The following is a 21,350-nucleotide window of genomic DNA, read 5'->3' as shown; positions in this document are numbered from 1 at the left end:
ACGGTCTTTCTTTATATGTTTGCTGAATGGATAACGACAGAGGCATTGCTTGCTGCTTTCCTGATTTTCCTTGGCTCGTTCGTACAGACAGCGATCGGTTTTGGCTTAGCGATTGTTGCCGCGCCTCTACTGTTTCTTGTCTCGCCAGATTATGTTCCCGCCCCTATCTGCTTGGTAGCGCTCTATATCTCAATTCTGAATGCTTTGAAGCACCGTGATAGCGTAGAGATTGGTGGGCTTAAGATGGCGTTGATTGGCCGTGTCCCTGGCTCTATAGCGGGAGGCGTGCTATTGGTGATGGTATCTACCGACTTGTTGGCACTCTGGCTTGGTCTATTGGTGCTGTTTGCTGTCGCAGTGAGCTTACTTCCTTTTCGTATTGAACCGACACCAACCCGCATGGGCGTTGCCGGTTTCTTTTCTGGCTTTTTCGGCACAAGTTCAGGTATAGGTGGACCGCCGATGGCCTTGTTGTTACAACATCAGGAAGCGAATCAGTTGAGAGGCAATTTGTCGGCCTTTTTTGTGTTCAGCTCAATCATTTCATTGATTATCCAAATGCCTGCGGGCTTTTTGACGACACATCATCTGTGGATCAGTATTCCTCTTCTTCCTGCTGCGTGGTTGGGTTATAAACTCGCTTTAGCAACGACTCAATCTCTACCCAAAGAGAAGATTCGTCTTGGAGCATTGATGCTGTGTACCGTCAGTGGTGCGACGGCAGTCTGGCAGGGCTTAATATAAGTTATTTTTATTGATGTTCATCTTAGGTTAAGGAAAAACCATGATACTAGAAGTCGCAATCTTGGATGTGAAGCCGGATATGGAGAAAGAGTTTGAGCAAAACTTTGCAAAAGCTCAGGCCATCATCTCAAGTATGAAAGGCTATGTTTCACATCAGTTGCAACGCTGTATGGAAAATCCGGGGCGCTATATTTTGCTAGTGAACTGGCAAACATTGGAAGACCATGAAATCGGATTCAGACAATCTGCTGAGTACCAGGAATGGAAAGCACTTTTACATCATTTTTATGATCCATTCCCGACCGTAGAACACTATGAGAGTGTGTTCGGTTAAGGTTTTCTAAAAGGAGAAACAACAGGTTATGAGAACGATAGGTAATATAATTTGGTTTTTGCTCGGTGGCGTTGTGATGGGCCTGATGTGGTGGTTCTTCGGTCTGCTGGCTTTCATCAGCATCGTGGGTATTCCATGGGGACGTGCCTGTTTTGTAATGGGGAATTTTTCCTTCTTCCCATTTGGTCAGGAAGCGATTGCTCGAGATGAGCTGACCAATGAAATGGATATTGGAACCAGCCCGCTCGGTTTGGTCGGCAACGTCATTTGGTTTGTGTTTGCAGGTATCTGGTTAGCGATAGGCCACATCCTGTCAGCGGTGGCGTGTTTTGTGACCATTATTGGTATTCCATTTGCTATTCAGCACCTCAAACTGGCGTACATCTCGCTGGCTCCTATTGGTAAAACCGTGGTGCCTAAAGAGCAAGCGGCAATGGCAAGATATTCTAAATAATGAAAGCCCCAATTGGGGCTTTTCTTTTGTCCGTCAATTATTAAGCAACTTCAGCCTAGTTCGAAAAGACTAGCGAGAAATTCTTATATCTCCTCTAATAAAAGAGACAGTGTCATCCGACAAATTGGACCTGTATGGCATTGACCCGACATAATTGTCATTTATAGTAGTTCGCTAAATTTGCTGCTATAAAAATAGAATAAACACTCAATGCTGCGCTGGATAACAAAGATAAAAACCTTCCTCTGCGCGTCAAGCTTGATCGTATCCACTGCCAGTGACGCGCATCCCCATCCCGTGGAACTGGAACTCTACACTCAGGAATTTCCGCCGCTACAGGTGGAAGTAGATGGTGTGGCAGAAGGTTATGTGGTCAAGTTTGTCGAAGCTGTGGTACAAGACGCTGCTCAATCCCTGCCGATGGAAGTTCATCAGGTGCACTTCACTCCGTGGAAACGGGCAATGCGAATTACGCAGAATCGCGCGAACGCCTTGTTCTTCTCTGTATCGCGTACGCCCGTGAGAGAGGATAAATTTCATTGGATTGGTGAAGTCTCTCCCTATGAAGTCGGGATCTATCGTCATATTACTGGGCCTAAATTAGAAACGGATGAGCTGCAGGCGCTCAAAGGCTATCGTTTTGGTGCACAAACCGAGGGTTCATTTGAAGAGTTGATCGAGTCTCTGGGCTTTCAGCGGATTATCCCTGTTAACTACGGTAAAGATGCGATTCGTTTGCTGCGTGCGAATCGGGTCGACTACGCACCTTTAGTAACGGTCAGTTACCCCTATCGTATGGAACAATATGGCTTTGATCCCGATAACTTTGTCGAAGTAATGAAAGTAAAGCAATTGTGCAAAGCGCTGTGGTTAGTTACGGGGAAACAAACATCACCAGAGGTGGTGAGCGCTTTAAGCCACAGCTTTGAAACGTTGAAAAAACAAGGGAAGCTGGCGGCTTTGATTGACGCTTATCAGCCGGATAGCGCGGTGATGCTTCGTTATCGAAAACAGGCGGCTAAGCGATAAAAAAGGGCCTGAAGACAGGCCCGAATGGATTTACAGCTCTTCGCCGTAGATGTCAAAAGAGAAGTACTTTTTCGCAATCTTGTCATACGTACCGTTGGCGCGAATGGCGACAATGGCTTTATTGAATTTCTCAGCCAATGCTTTGTCATTCTGACGTAATGCTAACGCTGTTCCCTCACCTATGTAAGCTTTGTCGGTAACAGGTTGACCGACAAACTTGAACCCCTGACCAATGTCTTTGGCCAGAAACGCTAAGGCTAGCTGATCTGAATTACCAAAAGTCAGATCCAAGCGACCGTTTACCATATCAATGTAGACTTCATCTTGACCGGTATAACGTTTGATCTCTGCGACGTCACCGAACTTGTCCGTTACGTAGCGATCGTGAATTGTGCCACCTTGAACACCGATAACTTTGTCTTTCATCCCTTGTGCTGAAATGTCGACCTTAGCGTCCGTCGCTGTGACAAAACGAGCCGGAGTCTGGTAATACTTGTTGGTAAACAGTACACGCTTTTTACGCTCTTCCGTAATGCGCATCGAAGCCATGATGACATCTGACTTTCGTGCCAGTAGGCTCGGAATGAGCGAGTCCCAATTTTGGGCGACCCAAGTACAGTCCAGTTTGGCTTCAGCACACAGCGCGTCGGCAATTTCAATGTCGAATCCCGTTGGGTTGCCGCTCTGATCTTTGTAGTTAAACGGCGGGTAAGTGAAGTCAGATGCCAGACGTACTTGCTTTGCAAAAGTGGGTGTAGACAGAAGGGTAGCAGTACAAGCAATGACACTAAGCACTTTTTTCATGTTCGAAATCCTTATCTTCGTTTTTCGTTGATACTGGGTCAGCGAAGTGGCTAATGATGGTAGCGACTTCCTGCATAGATTCTTGTGAGCCAATCGTGATTCTCACGCAGTGTTTCAGGCTCGGTTCATGTGATTGATTGCGGGTGACAATTCCAGCTTTAAGCAAGTAGTTGAACAGATCGACATCCGGTCGAGTGCGAATCAGCACGAAGTTGGTGGAAGAAGGGTAGACCTTTTCAATCCAGCTTAATGACTGGATCTGGTCAACAAACCAATTTTTAGTGGCGATCAACTGTTGGGTACTTTGTGTCACTTTGGCCAACCCTTCTGGGCTCAGTGCGTTTAACACGATCTCGGCTGAACTGTCTGGCATTGGGTAAGGGGGAACCATTTTATATAGGTAGTTCATGACGGATGTATCAGCGATGATGAAGCCACAGCGCACTGCCGCAAGGCCAAAGGCTTTAGAGAGAGTACGAATAACAACTAGATTAGGGTATTGCTCGATTAAGCTGACAACGCTTTTTTCAAGTTCAAACTCAATGTATGCCTCGTCCACAACAACCAAAGCCTGATCTTGTGTTTGATCGAGAACAGATAGCACATCTTGTCGACTAAGCATCTGGCCTGTCGGGTTATTGGGTGAGCAAAGAAACACCAAGTTTGCCGACTCTGCCGCTTTCACAACACCGTCCACATCCAGAGCAAAATCCGGCGCAAGCAAAGGGACGTCAATGGTTTCAACGGCAAGTGAATCAGCACAAAATTCATACATCGCATACGTAGGGCTACAGATAGCGATACGGCTTTTACCCGGTTGGCAGAAAGTGCGCACGAGAAGGTCAATCGCTTCATCAGCGCCTCTCACTGCGAGAACGGGCTTTTGGGTGTGGCAGTAATCCTGATAAGCAGAAGCGATGTCCTGAGGCAAAAAGTCAGGGTAACGATGGTAAGCATTTTGTTGGTCACTGAAATGCAGTGGTTGCTCTAACTCGTTGGCGTTGAGCCATAGTCGACCAGAACCTCCAAGTCGCCGTGCGGATTGATAAGGTATTAATTTTTTTATGTTATCTGGTGCAATCTTGTCTGCCAGTGACGCCATTTCAATATTCCTTTACTGCATAATTAATCGAATAGAAATCAAATTAATAACTAGAATTTCTTATTTGATAAAAATGTAGTCAAAAACCTATTTGAGTAGAATCGAAATAAAGGCATACTAGCTATGCAAAAAATGCATAGCTAGTATGGTGGTAATGATGCGCTTACCTTCGACGAAAAACTTACAGGCATTCTTGGCAACCGCCGAATACCTTAACCTGACCCATGCCGCCGAGTCGCTCAACATGACGCAAGGCGCGGTAAGTCGGCAGATTCAGTCTCTCGAATCTTTGATGGGAGTGAGCTTGTTTTATCGCCGCGCTCGAGGGCTTGCCCTGACGCCTGAAGGGAGTATGTTCATTCCACTCGCGCAGGACATCATCAAGCGCTTACAAAGATCGGTGAGAGAAGTGTCCGAAAGTGCCAACCGTGTGAAACTGCTGGCACCAAGTTGTATTACCACTTGGTTACTGGCGCGCTTAGCTAATTTTCAGCAAGCCAACCCTGAAGTGAATGTAGAACTGACTTCAACCACTAAGCACCAGTTTCATCCGGACTTTGATAGTTTTGATATGGTGATCGTTTATGGTAAGCCAGTGCGAAGTAAGCAGGTTTCCCAAACCTTGTTGTTTGACGAAATTCTTGCGCCCGTTTGTTCTCCTCAGCTGTGGTCACAATTCGTTGAGCCAGATGAATCTATACACGACAATTTGGTTAATCGCTTTACTTGGTTACATGCAAACCCAGAGCAATCTGACTGGATGCTTTGGTGCAACAGTTGTGACGAATCTACACTTAAAGGGAAAGGGAATCAGACGTTTGCTACGTTAGATCAGGCCATGAACGCGGCTCAACAGGGGTTTGGGATGACAGTGGGGGACGTGACCTTGGCGGAGCAGGACATAAAGTCAAATCGCTTGCTCTGCCCGTTTGATAAACGTATCCGATCTGGCAATAGTTACTTTTTGCTTTCGGCCAATCAAGAGCCGAATGAATCGGTCAAAGCGTTATCTGACTGGCTGGAGCAACAATAAGGTAAGTTATGGAAATCTGTGTATTAGGGACGTCATCAGGGACTCCAACCAAAGCCAGAAATGTCTCTGCAACGGCTGTAATGGAAAGCAAGGGCAAAGGCTGGTTTCTGGTTGATTGTGGTGAAGCCACCCAACACCAATTGCTGCATACGCCTTTGTCTCTCAATTACCTTAAGGCGATTTTCATTACTCACTTACATGGTGATCATTGCTACGGTTTACCGGGATTACTTGCCAGCGCTGGTATGAATCGTCGTTCAGACCCATTAATCATTATTGCGCCGAAAGGAATTCGAGAGTGGCTTGAAGCGACAATGCAATTTACTAAGCTTCACCTGCCTTACGATCTTCAGTTTGTCTCTGCTGAATCTTTACCCTCAATGACGATCGGCCAATTCACCATTTCATTGTGTGAATTAGAGCATCGCGTGCCTTCCTTCGCCTATTGTTTTACGGAAAGTACGATTAAAGCCTATCTAGATTTTGACAAGCTGGCACAGCAAGGTGTTCCTCGAGGCCCGCTATGGGGGCAATTAGTCAAAGGGCAAAATGTCGAACATGAAGGCAAAACGCTGATCAGCGAAGAGTTCACTTATTTGGAACACGGGCCGAGAAAGCTTGTTATCGCCGGTGACAATGCCGATCCTGAGTTGCTCAAGCACTTATGTGAAGAGTGCCATTTGCTGGTACATGAGTCGACTTATGCCGAAGCTTTCGCCAAACAGGCGAAAGAGTTTGGCCATAGCTACGGAAAGTTGGTTGCGGAGTTTGCCGAAGTCGCTGGTATCCCTAACTTGATTCTCACCCATTTCAGCCCACGTTATCAGCTTCACCCTGAAGCAGAGCTGTCAGTCGAGATTATTCGCTCAGAGGCTGAGCAGGTATACTCTGGCAACTTATTCCTTGCACAAGACTTACTGCGCTATCGAATCGACAAACAGGGTAAAGTGACGTTAGTCGATCCACCTATTTCATCACCACCTGATTGAAGTCTATCCAACCGTTGGCAAGCAGTGCAGGCGCTGTCACGGTGTCTGAGATATTGAGGTCCTGCTCTACATGAAAGAGTGGTTGATAAATGCCATTTCTGATTAAGCTTTTCTCAATCTTTTCAAACTGTTTGAGTCTCGCAGCTAGCTTAGGTTGTGCCATTGCTTGAGTACATTTCTGCTTGATCCAATGTTGCTCTTTATTGGTCAGGCAGGCGGTAAGAGCACTGGTGTTAAATAACCAGCCTAACCAAGACATTTCAGTATCTTCACCGAATACTTCGCCACAAATGATGACATCCGCTTGAGATAAGGTGCTGAGTTGGTCAAACACGGGGTATTCATGAACGGTCAGTTTGGCATCTATACCTAACTTTTCTAGCGATTCGACAACTAGCTGAGCGGTTTCTATATGGGTTGCAAGTTGGTAGGTGACGACAGAGAGAGGCGCTTCCGGCTTAGGGAGCGAACGAATATATTCTACAATTAAATCTAACGCTGATGGTCTGAGTGACTCGGGAGAAGACATCATGCCGCTCGCTCCAGCGAGCGCTTCGCACTGTTGCGATTGCGGCGCGCCCATATGAGATAAAACCTCTTGCAGCGCAGCCCGGTGAGCTCGTTTGGTCATCCAGCCATTACGATTCACGTTGAATGTTGCGTAGACACAACCTTCCTCCCATTGATTTTGTGCACGGAAGCCAGATGCGTGTCCTTCACGTATGTGGCTGCCATGTACGACATGACTGTTTAGGTCAAAGTTTTTAGCTTTATCACCAATGTTCCAGATCTCAATACCGTCTATCCAAGGTCTGAATCCGTGATAGTGCGGGTTAATGGTCATTAGTGTTCGCCACTCAGATTGCTCTTCTAAGCAGAATGGGCCAGTTCCGACTATCGCACCTTTGCTTGTTTTGGTGATACCCATGGCAGAGTGTATCAGCAGCTTAGGCAGTAGACTCGACATTGAATTGCTGACAAAGTGAATAGATAGGTCATTGATTACGGCGACGTCATCGATACATTCAAACAGAGCTTTGCAGCTAGCGTCTGAGTTCATTAATCGTTCAAAGTGAGCTTTGATATCTTGAGCGAGCAAAGGACTGCCGTCTTGAAATTTAAGCCCTTTGCGTAATGTTACTTCAAGTGTATGGCCGCTCAGTTTCCATGAGTGTGCCAGATCAGCTTGTATGCCGAGATGATCGGTATTGATGGTAAGCAGATTGGCATACAGATAGCTTGCAAGGTGGATTTCTGTTCGCCGCGTGATCAGAACGGGATCTAGGCAATGGGTGCCGCGGTAGAAAGGGATCTTTAGTATATGTTTTGACGCATCTTTCGGCTGAAACTGAGCGAGATAGTTTTCCAAAAAATTATCACGATGTGAATCCTTGACCAGCAATAGAGCCTGCGCGACTTTTCCTTCTTCTAATAGACGAAAAGCTTGTTGCTCCAATCGTTCGTTTGGGCACTTCAATAGCTTTGCATTGGGTAAATTACCTCGGCCTACCCCCGGCTGCCACTCCAGGAAGCGTTCTTTAATCAATCGCTTAATGAGCAATTGGGCATTGCGTCTTGTGCAGTCCAGTGATTGGCTGAAATTATCCAAGGACATTGGCCGCCACTGCTCAAACTGCAGATTATCACGGCAGAACGCGAGGGATTTCCAGTAACGCATAAAGGTGAAATTCCTTTTTCTTATTTCTATTTTTCTTCATCTTTTGATTCGGATAATAGTGGATTCTTATCAGGAAGAAAGGATTATTCGATGGAGACGTTATCTCACCCTCAAAATTCAGTGTGGAAAAATAGATCGTTTGTGGTGCTCTTTTCCAGCGCATTGTTCGTGGCGTTTAGTGCCCAGATTTATAATTTGGCATTGCCTTTGTTGGTGTATGAATTGACTCAGTCGTCTCAGATGATGGGCTGGATGCGAGCAGTTGAATTCCTACCTAATTTATTGCTGGCGCTGTTTATTGGTGTATGGGTCGATAGAGTCGACAAAAAGCGCTGGTCTCAAATGATGTTGTTAGGCCAGTTGCTGATGGTATTGAGTTGTTATTTTGCGGTGGAATGGTTGGATAACCCGCTCTGGGTTCTTTTTCCGTCGGCGTTTTTCATGATGGCGTGTAATTACGGTTATCACAATGCACGCATGGCGATGATGAAAAACGGTATTCCTCATGAACTGCAAAATACTGCTATTGCGCGCATGAGTTCGCTGAGTAGTTTTATGGAAACGGTTGGACCGGTACTTTCTGGTGCGTTGATGCTCTTGTCAGCGATTCATAATGTCTTTCTTGGAGTGGCAGCGATGCTGGTGCTGGCCTATTGGCAACTGGAAAAGTTAGCTTTAGTGAAACCAGAGCCGAAATCGCATCCCCCCGTGCTAAAAGCATTGGCGGAAGGGTGGGCGATACTGCGTGCTGAAACCAATATGTGGTACATCACCTTGGCCGTGATGGTAATTAACACTACAGGTGCAATATTCTGGATTCAGTCGATTTTCTATGCGAAATCCACTCTCAGTCTGAATTCAGTTGAAGTGAGCTACTTGATTGCCGCTTCGGGTGTGGGTGGCTTATTGGGTTCATTTACCGCAGATAAAATACGTACCAAGTTTGGTTTAGGCCAGTTATTGATTGCCTCAATTGCGTTGGAGGCGTTTGGTTTCCTCATTCCTCTGGTGCTTCCCGGAGTGTGGAGTCTGGTCTTTGCCTTCTTGTGGATCTCTGCCATTGGCTTATACAGCTCGATCTGCATCTGGAGTTACCGCCAGGAAGCGTTCGATGAGCAATGCCTCGGCAGGCTAACGGGAATTACGGGTTCGTTGTTTAAGTTGCTCATGCCGTTTGGTTTAGCAGCGTCAGGGTATATGGTTGCTAGCTTTGGTGAGCAAGCGGTGTTCGTTTCATGCTTTATACTTCAGCTCTTGGTCGCACTAATCTTATTATTCAGCCGAGTTCGATTTATTCAATAATCATCATTGTTGTGTGGTTTATATTTTGAATGCAGTATGCTATTTACGTGCTTATAAATATTATTTTACTCATTTATTTTTAATGAGATTAATATTCAAATAATTATCCCTTTATGATGGTTTGTCGTTTAATCTCCTACTGCATTCAATAATTAACTGATTTTATTGATTGAATTGGAATTAGATAGTTCTATCTATAATAATTATTTGTATTATACAAATAACTATTATTCTTATCGTGACGTTATAATCTATATATTTAACACTATTTGTTTTTAGGTTGAATTTAATTAATTTATTTTATGATTGATAAAATAAATACTAATCATATTGTGCGCTTGTTTGGTTTATTAAATAATTATTAAGAATAGTGAGTATTAATTCTAATTGTTAATGATATGTTTCTCCCCGGCATTTATAAAATGCCACGATAAGGAGAATCATAATGAAAATAGCCAAGCGTTTTTTGGCAGTAGCCGTGGCGAGTGCGATGTCACTATCTGCACATGCCGGTGAGTCAGTTTATTTAAGCAAACCAATCAACTTTACATCATTTTCTGGGCTGAATTCTCAGCTTGGTGTCGACAATGCTTCCAGCTTCAAAATGGTAAAAGAAGTGAATCTGAAAAAGCGTGGCATCTACAAAGTTAAAGTCCAGCAAAACATCTGGGGAGTGCCTGTGTGGGGCCACTACCTAAACGCAACGCAAAGTGCCAAAGGCGGTGCCCTAAAAGCTGTTCAGGGCAAATACGTTAAGATGGCCGGCGTTGATCGTAAGTTCGTAAAACCTTCTTTAAACCGCGCACAAGCACTAGAGTTAGCGAGCAAAGATCTTAAAGCTGGTGTTGCTGCGAGCCCATCTTTAGCGAACGCAAAAGACGATCTTTATGTATATCAAGACGGTGATAAAACTCGTCTGATTTACGTAATCTCTTATCTGATTGAAGGTAAAGCACACCCATCGCGTCCGTTTACTATGCTGGATGCACACAGCGGTGAAATCATCGACCGCTGGGAAGGTATTGCCCATGCCCAAATCGGTACTGGTCCTGGTGGTAACGAGAAAACGGGTCAATATGAATACGGTACTGATTACCACTATCTTGATGTGACGGAAAACGGCACTGAATGTGTAATGGAATCCGATAACGTTGTAACTGTGGATCTAAACGGTGCAACTTCAGGTACCACGCCTTATTCCTACGAATGTCCGCGCAACGAGCACAAAGAAATTAACGGTGCTTATTCTCCACTGAACGATGCGCATTACTTCGGTAACGTTGTATTCGACATGTACAAAGATTGGTTTGATACAGCGCCGCTTACATTCAAACTGATGATGCGTGTTCACTACGGCAACGGCTATGAAAATGCCTTCTGGGATGGTCAGGCGATGACCTTCGGTGACGGTGAAAGTTACTTCTACCCATTGGTGAGTCTGGATGTGTCTGCGCACGAAGTCAGCCATGGTTTCACTGAGCAAAACTCAGGTCTTATCTACGCGAATCAATCTGGTGGTATGAATGAAGCCTTCTCAGATATCGCTGGTGAAGCTGCTGAATACTACATGAAAGGGACCAACGACTGGATGGTCGGTCGTGACATCTTCAAAGCAGACGGTGCACTGCGCTACATGGACGATCCTTCACGTGACGGTTCTTCTATCAACCACGCTTCTGATTACTACGATGGGCTGAATGTTCACTACAGCTCGGGTGTATTCAATAAAGCTTTCTATCACATCGCTACCACTCAGGGTTGGGATACTAAGAAGGCGTTCGAACTGTTTGTTCTGGCTAACCAGATCTACTGGGCAGAAGACAGTGACTTCTGGCAAGGTGCTTGTGGTGTGAAAAACGCAGCAGATGACCTAGGTTACAACTCAGAAGATGTCGTAGCAGCGTTTGGTGTTGTTGGTGTTGAGCCATGTGCAGAGCCACCGCTACCGCCAGAACCAGAGTATCAGCGTCTAGAAAATGGCCAAGCTGTTACTGTTGCCGGCGGTACAGGTTCGAAGACCTACTTCGACATCGAAGTGCCTGAAGGTAAAGATAAGCTAACAGTAGAACTTGGTGTTTCAACCGGTGACCCAGACATCTATGTTGGCCTTGACTATGCGCCAAGCTCGCAGGAAAACATCTGTAAGAGTGAGTCGGTGACTGATGAAGTTTGTGTCATCGAAAACCCAACGGCTGGTCGTTACACCGTCAACGTATTCGGTTACTCAGAGTATGCTGATGCAAACCTAAAAGCATCGTTTGATTCTGGTAGCACTAACGTTCCACCAGTCGCTTCATTCGATCACGTTGTCACAGGCAAGAAAGTTGACCTAACCAGTACAAGTAGTGATAGCGATGGGGACATTGTTTCTTACCAGTGGAACCTTGGTGACGGTAACTCTCAGTCAGGTGCAGTGGTTAGCCACACTTACGCGGCAGCTGGTGATTACGTTGTGACTCTGACGGTAACGGATAATGCCGGTGCTGCAACGACTACCAACAAGACCATCACAATTGAAGATACGGCAACAGACGCATTCCCACTTAAGCTGAAATTTGGTAACAAACAGCCTAACGGTAAAGCACGCGTTAAGCTGGCTTGGGAATACCTAACAGACGACTACTTTGTTGTGAAACGTAACGGCAAAGTGGTGGGTGCAACTGAATTTACTTCTTACGTCGATAAGTTCCGTCACAACGGCACGATTGATGTTGAGTACCAAGTATGTACCTCAGGTGACGTTTGTTCTGAAACGAAGCGCTACCGCTTCATCAAAGCCAACTAATCCATTCTAAAAACGACAGGGCTCCGAATGGAGCCCTGCTTTGTATCACGTCTACAGAATTTACAAGGAACTCAGTTCTGCTATGAAAAAGACATTATTAGCTTTAGCTCTATTTGGGAGCGCTTCTGCTTTTGCAGCATCAGATGCCAACGTATTGAAAGATGGGGAAGTATGGATTACGACGGATGCTGATGCTCAGCATTTGATAACGCAGCATGGTGCAGCGGTATTTAGCGGCTTTGCAGCAAATCCAAATGCTGTGGTTGCCAAAATCAATGAGAAGCAGCTGGCGGCACTCTCCAGTCATATGCATGAAGCGAAACACCGTTGTGGTGGTTACATGGTGCATGAGGACAAGGCAAGCGCAATGAAAGCGGCGGGTATGCCACTGTCGATGAGTACGTTTGAGAAGCCGGTGATTAGCCACCACGATACGGTCGAGTCGTTGATTGCGCAGGTTGAGCCAAACAACATGGTTACTACCATTGAAAACCTAACCAGCTTTACTAACCGTTTTTATACCACTTCTACGGGTATCGCTGCTTCGGACTGGTTGCTAGAGCGCTGGCAAGAAGAGATTAAGGATGTACCTTATGCCTCCGCTCAGCAAATCTCACACAGTGATTACCCACAGAAATCGGTTGAAGTAACTTTAGTCGGTGCCAAGCATCCAGACGAGATCGTTGTGGTGGGTGGTCACCTAGATTCAACAGTTGGGTCATGGACAACCGAAGGTACAATATCACCGGGAGCCGATGATGACGCTTCGGGTATTGCAACCGTGACAGAAGCATTGCGTCTTATGATTGCTAGCGGTATCCAGCCAGATCGCACCATCAAGTTCTATGGCTATGCTGCAGAAGAAGTGGGTTTGCGAGGTTCTCAGGACATCGCTCAAACGCTGAAAGGCGAGCAGGCGGATGTTGTCTCTGCTCTGCAACTGGATATGACCAACTACAATGGTTCGGCTCATGACATTACTTTCATCAACGATTACACAGACGCGAATTTAACGGAATTTCTCAGCGAGCTGATTGATACCTACGCGAGTGAAATTACTTATGATTTTGACCGCTGTGGCTACGCCTGTTCTGACCACGCTTCTTGGCATAACGCTGGTTACCCGTCAGCAATGCCATTTGAAACCATGTTCAATGATTACAACCCGCATATCCACACTGAGCACGACACGTTGGAGAACTCCGACCCAACCGCAAGCCATGCGACTAAATTTGCTAAGTTAGCCATCGCATACTTGGTGGAAACCAGTTTGGATGACGCAGAGTCGCCAGTGAAGGAGCTGGAAAACGGTACACCAGTGGAGAACCTGACATCCGGTTATTTCGATGAACAGTTTTTTGTTTTCCGCACTACAGAGCCGGGCGAAGTAACGATTTCCATTACAGGCCCACGCAGTGGCGATGCGGATCTATACGTGACCTATGAAGGTCCGGTTTCGAAAACAGAATATGACTGTCGTCCGTTCCAGAATGGCAGCAACGAACAGTGCGTGTTTAACAAACCAGCTGGTGAGTTCAACATTATGATTCGTGGTTACCGCAACTTTGATGAAGTAGATATTGTGGCTAGCTTTAGTCCTGAGAACGCTCAGGATCAGAAGCAATAGTAAGGTAAAGAAGTCCACCAATTGGTGGACTTCTTTTGATGATGAATCGTCACCGGATTTCGGTTTAAAGCAAGTTAATGGAAGATCTGGCTACTGAATCTCATCATTTTGCTCTGGCCCATTAATTGGCGAAAAGATTCCTGATCGAGTTTGATCAAGGTTTCATGATCGCCTGCTTCAAAGTAGACGTAGTTCTGGCGAGTCAACACTTCATCATAAGTGGTCGATATATGGTAGGCGCTACCAACAGGTGGTATGGCACCATTCTCACAATCGTCGAACATCTCATAAATCTGTCGCTCTTTAACAAGATGGAAATTGGCATTTAGCTCGTCATTTAGCCGGGACAAGCTGATCTTATTGTTGGCGGGTAAAACAGCCATCATGTGATGACCATCGTGATCTTCCAGAACGATGCCCTTTGCCAGACACACCAAAGGTATACCTGCAGCAACACCGCTCTGAAGTGAGCTTTGGCTGTGGCTATGCCTGACTGTCTGGAACGGGATATCGTGTTCGCTTAGATATTGGTCTAATCGTGTTGCAATACTCATACAAACCTCCATGTGCCTGGGGCCCATGTTGAGTATAGGTAACGAACACTTAAGTCACCATTTGCGCTTTTCGACTCGTGTGAAGGCTGCTTCGCCGTAAACCAATCTGTTGAATTTGGATCTATATTTATACTCATATGCAATTACATGGATGTAAGTTCAGTTGCTTAATAAGGCGCTGAAAACATATAGGTGTTATGAATTCATTGTTCGTATTTTTGTGTACGTTGCTGGTCCTGCTGATGCAGGTCGGCTTCTTGCTGCTTGAAGCTGGCACTGTACGACGAAAAAATACGGTCAATGTAGCGGCTAAGAATTTAATCGACTTAGCTGTGGTTCTGGGACTGTATTGGCTGGTTGGTTACGGCATTATGTTTGGTGAATCTTGGCAAGGACTGGCAGGCACTAATCAGTTCATGATCCCGAAATTTGATGCTATTGATGAGGGTGCATTTTTCTTTTATCAAATGGTGTTTTGTGCCACATCGGTTACGATTATTTCCGGTGCTATCGCAGAGCGAGGTAGCCTGAAGGGCTATATTGCGATTTCTGTTCTGGTTGCTGCCTTTATTTACCCTGTTGTGGGTCACTGGGTGTGGGCGGAACAAGGTTGGTTATCGCAATACGGCTTTGTCGATTTTGCTGGTTCGACAGCGGTGCATGCGGTGGGCGGCTGGGCGGCGTTAGCCGCAGTGATTGTGATTGGACCAAGGTTGAACCGTTTCAAAGACGGGCAGGCTTTTAATCACAGCAGTTTGGTACAGACGGTCGCAGGTGTCGTATTCCTATGGATTGGATGGTTGGGATTCAACGCGGGCAGCTCGCTTGCATTCAGTTCAAATACTTTCAATATTATCCTCAATACCATACTCGCTGGAGCGATGGGCGGATTAACGTCCGCATTGGTCTCGCTTCACTTGATTAAGCGAGTGCATGTTCCTCATTTCTGCAACGGTATTCTTTCGGGACTGGTGGCAATTACCGCGAACTGTAACTTAGTCAATGCACCTAGTGCGGTTGTGATAGGTATGGTTGCTGCACTGATTTATACCTTGACCAACCATTTGTTAATTCGAAAGAAAATTGATGATGCAGTTGGAGCAATCCCTGTTCATTTGGCAAATGGTATCTGGGGGACCTTGGCTGTCGCTTTATTCGCACCTCAAGACGCATTTTCTGGAGCACTGATAGCAGAAGATAGAACCAGCCAGTTACTGATTCAAATATTCGGTATTAGCGCGACCAGTGCATTCGTCTTTCCTATCAGCTATTTGAGTTTCTACCTGCTTAACAAAGTGATTTCTTTGCGAGTGAAGCAGGAAGAAGAGGTTATCGGTCTTAATATCTCTTCTCATGAAGCGGGCAGTGATCTCTATGATCTCGTCGCTGTCATTCAGCATCAGGAGGCGAGCGGTGATTTTACACAGCGAGTCGATTACGATCCGACATCTGAGATTGGAATGATTGCCCGTCAATACAATCGGGTGTTGTCACGCTTCGAAGAAGCATTAGTTAAGGTCACAAAAAAGCATCATTCTCTTGTTGAGTCGAACCAACGTATCAAGGATATGGAAGCTAGGCTAGAGAGAGATGAGAAGCTGTCGAATCTCGGTCAGGTAAGCTCTGGGCTTCTCAGAGAAATCAATGAACCTATCAGCTATGTCTTGAGCAACATTAATACGCTTAGAGACTACAATCGCTTTTTCAAGGTATTAGTGACAGAGTACAAAACCTTTGCTGCGGTTGCGTCGGCACATCCTGTGGTTGCGAAGGAAGTGTTGAGCCGAATTGATCGAATTTGTGAAGAAGAAGATCTCGACTTTGTCTTCGAAGACAGCGATGAGCTTATCAAGGCAACGTCAGAAGGGGCTTTGAAAATTGACAGCATACTTTCTAATATCAAGACGTTTGCAGATTACAGTGATGAGCAATTCGATTTAAGAGATATTAACGTCATTTTGTCATCATCAATTGAAAGCCTCTCAGATCGTATTGAGTCGAACTGTCGGATTATTGAGTCTTACGATGCTGAAAATGCTTTAGTTTCATGTAGTGCACATCAACTTGAACAGCTCTTTGTTAATTTACTGCAGAATTCGTTACAGGCAATTGGCCGTGAACTCGGTGTAATCAAAGTGATGACGAGCCTTTGTGACAAATACGTAGTCGTTCATATTGTGGATAGTGGGATCGGTATTGCTGAAGAAAATCTGCCTCAAATCTTTGATCCCTTTTTCACCACTCGCATGGACATGAGCAACACAGGGCTAGGGTTATCTATTTGCCATGGGGTGGTGAATAATCATGGGGGCAAAATCGATGTAGTGAGTAAAGTCGGTAAAGGCACCAAATTCACTGTGCGCTTACCTATATCAAACCATCACTAGTGGCAGGGAGCTCTTATGGATGGAGACACCGCAGTAAAACTCATTATCGTTGATAGTGAAGTTCAAATCACTCGTGCACTGTCACGACTGCTAAGGAAAGACTTCAGTGTTGTGACATTTAATGACCCGATTTCGGCCCTGACATATCTCAATGACTACGAAGTCTCCATCGTTGTTGCGGATTCCAATATGCCGTCCATGAGTAGTTCCAAATTCTTTTATGAGGCTAGGTATGTCCAACCTGGGGCTATACGTGTCGCACTATCAAGTAATGCGGAGAAGAATGATTTAACAGCGTTTATCAACGAAGGGGATGTTAGCTATGTATTACCTAAACCATGGGAAAACGAAGAGGTAAAGAAAACGCTGCTTCGGCTCAAGTCCCAGTTTGAAATGACGGGAGGCATAGAAAAATATGCGAAACATCAGGAAGCCATCAACGCTAAGCTTCTCCGAGATAATGAAAGCTTGCAAGGGCAGATAGAGGAGAAGAATAAACACATTAAACAACTCGATCTAAAGTACAAAAGTGCAAGCCATAGGCACAAAGAACTGATGAATAATACGTTGAGTTTGTTGGTGAACGTGATCTCTGAAAGTGTTCATGTTGAAAAGCAAGATTTGCTGAGAATCGCTGAACACGTCAAGGAGCTTGCAGGGCATATAACGTCATCTGAAGTATCAAATGATCAAGCTTATCAAGCGGCTCTGCTCCATCTTATTGGCATGGTCTCTTGTCAGTCTAAACAGCAGTTATCTTCAGCGTACACAGCTCATCACATTGGCCCGTGTGGCTCAGGTCATAAAGCCGCTGACTTACTTCTGCATAATGCGTCATTCCAACCACTTCTCGCGGGAATCCAATATCAGGATGAAAATATGGATGGAACAGGGTTTCCTGAAGGATTAAAAGGAGAGCAAATCCCTGTATTGTCGAGAATTATAAGAGTGGTGAAGGATTACGATTATCTAACGGTCAATCACGTTGATAGAACAAAGCTTCGTTTGCCTGCGGTTGCTGAAAGTTTAATGAAAGAAAAATCTAAGAGTCATTATGATCCGCTCATTCTGAATACTTATTTTCATATGCTAGAAGATAAGCGCAGAAATAATACAAGTACATTTGAATATTGCGTCAGTATTGGCGATCTAAAACCAGGGATTGAAATAAAACGTGATGTCTCCCTGCCAAACGGAAAAGTCTTAATTAAGAGAGGGAGCAGGCTTAATCAGGAGATGCTAGATCGGTTGTTCGAGCTTGAAGAATTCGAAAGTCAGAATTTTGTTTATGTCATCTAAATTAATTTTTCTAATCCAATAAAACCCTTCCATTTAATAAATATTACATATATTTCTGTTCTTCTTTGAACCAACTTTCGTTCTTGTCTTCCATATTTTTGCAGTGGTCTGATGAGATACTGAGTAGTAGCACAAGTATTTCCCTTAATAATTGTGATGGTTCTTTTTAAATTGAAAATGCGTCTTTTTTGATCATTTCCCTTACTTTTTTTATGGGTATGATGCGTATGCGCTTTGTTGCATTGGAGAGGTATATGAATTCTATTACAAAAAGAAACCAAGATATTACTAAGGTGCTCGATAAGCCCTTCACCATAAATGTTGACGGGAAACCCATTCCGGCGGTTGAAGGTGAAAGTGTGCTAAGCGCTTTGTTGGCTTCAAATATTCGTCAGTTGATGACAAATGATTACGGTGCTGAATCCGGCCCATACTGCGGGATGGGGGTATGTCACTGTTGTTTGTTGCACATTGATGGTCGCCACAAGCAGAGAGCCTGCCAGACTATCGTCAAGCCAGATATGGAGGTTGAGACCAGCCGAAACTTGGTACTTGAGCAAGGGGGTGAGATATGACTAAGAAAGTCGTGATTGTAGGTGGTGGACCGGCAGGTATGTCGGCAGCAACTGAACTTGCACGCTTTGGTATTCATTCCACTGTGATTGATGAAGCACCTAAAGCTGGTGGTGTTATTTATCGAGGACCATGGCGAAAAACGGCGGACATGCCCCATCTGGACGAAAAGCTGACCAATGCGATGGACAAGCTTCAAGAGGACTATCAAAGCAATGCGTCTTTCATTGACTTGCGGACTCAGACACGAGTCTTAGGGCCTTTGGGTGACAACAATCTATTGGTTACCCATGACCACGAACTGTCTAATATCGAGTATGACCATTTGCTATTGGCGACGGGGTGTCAGGAACGAAGCATCCCTTTTTCGGGATGGCAGCTTCCGGGTGTGATGCTTTTAGGTGCGATACAGCTTCAGCTCAAAAGTGGGCTAGTCAGACCGGGTAACAAAGTCGTGATTACAGGGAGTGGCCCGCTGTTAGTTCTGGTCGCTTGCCAACTACATAAAGCGGGTTGTCAGGTTGAAGCTATTTATGAAGCTGCGAAGTTTTCGTCGGTAGCCAAAGAAACGCTGGCGATGCTCAACCGCCCTCAACAAGCGTTGGATGGGCTATCGATGATGTGGTACCTCAAGCAACATAATATCCCGCTCCACTATGGATGGGGGTTGGTGAAAGCAGAAGGTGTCCGCCAGCTCAATGAAGTAACCGTTGCGCCTTACGATGACAACTGGTTCCCAGATCACTCTCAAGCTGTGACTCATGTTGTGGATACGCTAGGGGTGGGCTATGGCTTTGCGGCTCGCTCGCAACTCGCTCAGCTTATCGGCCTCGATATTGAATATGACCACATGAGTGGGGCAATCCCTGCTGTCGATAAATGGCAGCGAAGCAGTCAGGAGAACATTTTCTGTGCAGGTGACAGCGCTAAAATTGCGGGTGCCGATGCTGCCATGCTGGAAGGTAAGATCGCCGCAAAAGCTATTGCTTGTGAACTTGGCAAACTGGGTAGTGCAGACGCAGAGCAGTACATTGCTGCAATGCGGCGTAAGTTGTCACGTCTCTATCGCTTCCGTCAGGCCTTTGATAATGCGGGTTTCCGCGAACTCGGCCTGCTCTCTCTACCAGAGGAAGATACCGTAATTTGTCGCTGTGAACAGGTGAAGAAAAAAGCGATAGATGAAGCGATAGCTCAAGGTTGCCGAGACATTGTGACCTTAAAAATGCGCACCCGCGTGACAATGGGGGATTGCCAAGGCAAAACCTGTGCCCACTATTGCTACGACCGATTGAAGAAAGAAGGATTCAGTCAGGAACAAGGCCTAGTTCGCCCTAGATTCCCACTCGATCCAATCCCATTTGCAGCGCTGGAGGAAGAGTAATGAAAGCGTATGATGTAGTCATTTGTGGTGGTGGTGTTATAGGTGCGTCCATTGCGTACTTCCTGAGTCGTCAGAAAGATCTCAAGATTGCTGTCGTTGATTTCAAATACCCGGGAAATGCGTCTCGTGCATCTGCCGGTGGACTATGGGCAATGGGTGAATCGACTGGTCTCGGCTGTGGCGTCATTCTATTTAAAACATTATCGAAGCAAATGCAGGAGTCAGGAGCAAATGAAGCACCGGAAATGAACCCGCATATTATGCCAGAACCATTTTTTGATATGGCGATGATGTCGAATGCGATGTACCCGGCACTATACGAGGAGCTGGTTGAAAACCACGGTGTCGACTTCAAATTTGAACGCACTGGCCTGAAGTTTGTGATGTTCGATAAATATGACCGGATGTACGCTGAACAAATCGCAGCAGCGGTGCCTAATCGTCACAATCATGTTCGTTGGGTTTCTCAAGAAGAATTGCATTCCGAAGAACCGAATGTATCCAAAGACGCCATTGGCGCGATGGAGTTTGATTGTGACCATCAAATTAATCCGTATCGCCTCAATGAAGCGTATTTGGAAGCCGCTCGCCAGAACGGGGTTGAACTTTATCTCAATACTAAAGTGACAGGAGTTGAGAGGCAGGGTAATCGCGTTACAGCAGTGAAAACAGAACAGGGTGTTTTACCGTGTAAAATGATGGTCAATGCTGCAGGTGCTTGGGCAGAAACTATCAGCCAATGGGCAACAGGTTATAAGCTGCCAGTCTTCCCGGTTAAAGGGCAGGTGATCATCACAGAGAAGCTACCGAAGTTACTTAACGGCTGTTTGACGACCAGTGATTGTTACATCGCGCAGAAAGACAACGGTGAGATCTTGATTGGTTCTACGACCGAAGAACGTGGATTTGATACCAGCAATGATATTAAGTACATCAAGCAGTTAGGTCAGGGGGCGATGAAATCCATCCCTGCTCTCAAGGACATGAACATCAAGCGCTGTTGGGCGGGGTTGCGTCCTGGCTCACCAGATGAGTTACCGATTCTTGGTCCGGTTCCGGGTGTAGAAGGTTACCTCAATGCATGCGGCCATTTCCGTACCGGTATGCTGACCTCAGCGATTACGGGTCGAATTCTCGATGAGTTGGTGAGAAGTTTACCGACTTGTGTTGATATTTCACCTTTCTCCTACCAGCGTTTCCTAAATAACGAAGGGGAAATGATCGGTAAATACCAACTGGATCATGCGCTATAGATAGGTTTGCTTTTGAATACGA

Annotated in this window: 18 protein-coding genes; 14 read left to right on the top strand and 4 right to left on the bottom strand. The window is 45.6% G+C overall.

From position 1 onward, the window contains the following. The first annotated feature begins 15 nt into the window (after positions 1 to 15). The 4 genes from VIC_RS17915 to VIC_RS17900 all read left to right on the top strand — a co-directional run bounded on the left by VIC_RS17915 (position 16) and on the right by VIC_RS17900 (position 2,561). Positions 16 to 744 carry a sulfite exporter TauE/SafE family protein gene (locus tag VIC_RS17915; protein WP_006961509.1) on the top strand — a complete coding sequence of 243 codons (729 nt, stop codon included), beginning with the start codon at positions 16 to 18 and terminating at the stop codon, positions 742 to 744. A gap of 40 nt (positions 745 to 784) precedes the next feature. Next, positions 785 to 1,078 (top strand): antibiotic biosynthesis monooxygenase family protein, encoded by a 294-nt coding sequence (locus VIC_RS17910; RefSeq protein ID WP_006961508.1) that lies wholly within the window; start codon positions 785 to 787, stop codon positions 1,076 to 1,078. Positions 1,079 to 1,106: 28 nt separating this feature from the next. Beyond that, entirely contained in the window at positions 1,107 to 1,532 is a 426-nt protein-coding gene (locus VIC_RS17905; RefSeq protein ID WP_006961507.1) for a YccF domain-containing protein, read from the top strand. 258 nt (positions 1,533 to 1,790) lie between these two features. After that, complete coding sequence (locus VIC_RS17900; RefSeq protein ID WP_229628988.1) at positions 1,791 to 2,561, top strand: substrate-binding periplasmic protein; 771 nt, start codon at positions 1,791 to 1,793, stop codon at positions 2,559 to 2,561. Between the two features lie 30 nt (positions 2,562 to 2,591). On the opposite strand, the gene VIC_RS17895 is transcribed toward VIC_RS17900, so the two are convergent. Further along, on the bottom strand, positions 2,592 to 3,365 hold the full coding sequence (locus VIC_RS17895; protein WP_006961505.1) for an ABC transporter substrate-binding protein: 774 nt from the start codon (positions 3,363 to 3,365) through the stop codon (positions 2,592 to 2,594). Next, positions 3,349 to 4,467, bottom strand: coding sequence for a histidinol-phosphate transaminase (gene hisC / locus VIC_RS17890; protein WP_006961504.1), 1,119 nt, complete (start codon positions 4,465 to 4,467; stop codon positions 3,349 to 3,351). Before hisC ends, VIC_RS17895 begins: the two co-directional genes overlap by 17 nt. A 157-nt stretch (positions 4,468 to 4,624) precedes the next feature. On the opposite strand from hisC, the gene VIC_RS17885 reads away from it, so the two are divergent. Together VIC_RS17885 and VIC_RS17880 are read left to right on the top strand one after the other, a co-directional pair. Next, positions 4,625 to 5,500: a LysR substrate-binding domain-containing protein gene (locus tag VIC_RS17885; RefSeq protein ID WP_006961503.1), complete on the top strand. Its 876-nt coding sequence runs from the start codon at positions 4,625 to 4,627 to the stop codon at positions 5,498 to 5,500. Positions 5,501 to 5,508: 8 nt separating this feature from the next. After that, a complete protein-coding gene (locus VIC_RS17880) occupies positions 5,509 to 6,489 on the top strand; it encodes a ribonuclease Z (protein WP_006961502.1) in 981 nt (326 codons plus the stop codon). On the opposite strand, the gene VIC_RS17875 is transcribed toward VIC_RS17880, so the two are convergent. Then, positions 6,467 to 8,167, bottom strand: a complete 1,701-nt coding sequence (locus VIC_RS17875; RefSeq protein ID WP_006961501.1) for an ABC transporter substrate-binding protein — start codon at positions 8,165 to 8,167, stop codon at positions 6,467 to 6,469. The genes VIC_RS17880 and VIC_RS17875 overlap by 23 nt on opposite strands. Before the next feature lie 90 nt (positions 8,168 to 8,257). On the opposite strand from VIC_RS17875, the gene VIC_RS17870 reads away from it, so the two are divergent. The 3 genes from VIC_RS17870 to VIC_RS17860 all read left to right on the top strand — a co-directional run bounded on the left by VIC_RS17870 (position 8,258) and on the right by VIC_RS17860 (position 13,881). Continuing rightward, the gene (locus VIC_RS17870) at positions 8,258 to 9,469 is read left to right on the top strand and encodes an MFS transporter (protein WP_006961500.1); all 1,212 of its coding nucleotides are present in this window, start codon (positions 8,258 to 8,260) and stop codon (positions 9,467 to 9,469) included. Between the two features lie 445 nt (positions 9,470 to 9,914). After that, complete coding sequence (locus VIC_RS17865; RefSeq protein WP_006961499.1) at positions 9,915 to 12,254, top strand: M4 family metallopeptidase; 2,340 nt, start codon at positions 9,915 to 9,917, stop codon at positions 12,252 to 12,254. An 82-nt stretch (positions 12,255 to 12,336) separates the two neighbouring features. Continuing rightward, complete coding sequence (locus tag VIC_RS17860; RefSeq protein WP_006961498.1) at positions 12,337 to 13,881, top strand: M28 family metallopeptidase; 1,545 nt, start codon at positions 12,337 to 12,339, stop codon at positions 13,879 to 13,881. Positions 13,882 to 13,955: 74 nt separating this feature from the next. Here VIC_RS17860 and VIC_RS17855 read toward each other — a convergent pair whose 3' ends face one another. Then, positions 13,956 to 14,435 carry an aminoacyl-tRNA deacylase gene (locus VIC_RS17855; RefSeq protein ID WP_006961497.1) on the bottom strand — a complete coding sequence of 160 codons (480 nt, stop codon included), beginning with the start codon at positions 14,433 to 14,435 and terminating at the stop codon, positions 13,956 to 13,958. Between the two features lie 197 nt (positions 14,436 to 14,632). Here VIC_RS17855 and amt point away from each other — a divergent pair, with 197 nt between their 5' ends. From amt to VIC_RS17830, 5 genes are all read left to right on the top strand, one after another. After that, the gene (amt, locus tag VIC_RS17850) at positions 14,633 to 16,822 is read left to right on the top strand and encodes an ammonium transporter (RefSeq protein WP_006961496.1); all 2,190 of its coding nucleotides are present in this window, start codon (positions 14,633 to 14,635) and stop codon (positions 16,820 to 16,822) included. Between the two features lie 15 nt (positions 16,823 to 16,837). After that, entirely contained in the window at positions 16,838 to 18,121 is a 1,284-nt protein-coding gene (locus VIC_RS17845; RefSeq protein WP_006961495.1) for an HD domain-containing phosphohydrolase, read from the top strand. A 254-nt stretch (positions 18,122 to 18,375) separates the two neighbouring features. Further along, entirely contained in the window at positions 18,376 to 18,696 is a 321-nt protein-coding gene (locus tag VIC_RS17840) for a (2Fe-2S)-binding protein (RefSeq protein ID WP_021455536.1), read from the top strand. Then, positions 18,693 to 20,075 carry an FAD/NAD(P)-dependent oxidoreductase gene (locus VIC_RS17835; protein ID WP_006961493.1) on the top strand — a complete coding sequence of 461 codons (1,383 nt, stop codon included), beginning with the start codon at positions 18,693 to 18,695 and terminating at the stop codon, positions 20,073 to 20,075. The genes VIC_RS17840 and VIC_RS17835 overlap by 4 nt, the downstream gene beginning before the upstream one ends. Next, positions 20,075 to 21,328, top strand: coding sequence for an NAD(P)/FAD-dependent oxidoreductase (locus VIC_RS17830; protein ID WP_006961492.1), 1,254 nt, complete (start codon positions 20,075 to 20,077; stop codon positions 21,326 to 21,328). Before VIC_RS17835 ends, VIC_RS17830 begins: the two co-directional genes overlap by 1 nt. The last annotated feature ends 22 nt before the right edge of the window (positions 21,329 to 21,350 follow it).

Source organism: Vibrio coralliilyticus ATCC BAA-450 (assembly GCF_000176135.1).
GTDB classification, from domain to species: Bacteria; Pseudomonadota; Gammaproteobacteria; order Enterobacterales; family Vibrionaceae; genus Vibrio; species Vibrio coralliilyticus.
Note: the sequence above shows the minus strand (reverse complement) of the source record. Positions and strands in the feature narration are given on the sequence as shown.